Raw genomic sequence first — 425 nt, 5'->3', positions numbered from 1 at the left:
GCCGCGCTGTGTCACCCGGCCCGCCGCATCGTAACCCGACGACGACTGCACCGCCGCGTTTTTTGTCGACAGCCTGCCCGCCCCGTCCGGCACGATGGCCGACACCTCGCACAGGTTCTGCTCGCTGTCGTAGCCGAACAGCCGCGCCTGCTTCTGCCTGCCCTGCTCACGACGCTCCGCCGTCACCTGCCCCACGCCATTGAGCCGCAACGCCTGCTCGCCCCAGTGACTGTCGCGGATACCCGTCACCCGGTCCAGCACGTCGTACTGGTAACACCGCTCCAGAACACCGCTCACCCCCTCCAGCGCCTGACGCGACAGCAGCCCGGTGGCGCTCCACTCCTGCCCCAGCGCAAACCCTTCGCCGTTGCTGCGCCGCTGCTCATACCCCGACGCCGTGTGGCTGAACCTCAGCGGCTGATGCG

General features: G+C 69.2%; 1 pseudogene. It reads right to left on the bottom strand.

The features are described from left to right. A pseudogene (locus tag OB87_RS19395) lies at positions 1–425 on the bottom strand (type IV secretion protein Rhs); the annotation flags it as partial.

The sequence above is a fragment of the Dickeya undicola genome (assembly GCF_000784735.1).
GTDB classification, from domain to species: domain Bacteria; phylum Pseudomonadota; class Gammaproteobacteria; order Enterobacterales; family Enterobacteriaceae; genus Dickeya; species Dickeya undicola.
Note: the sequence above shows the minus strand (reverse complement) of the source record. Positions and strands in the feature narration are given on the sequence as shown.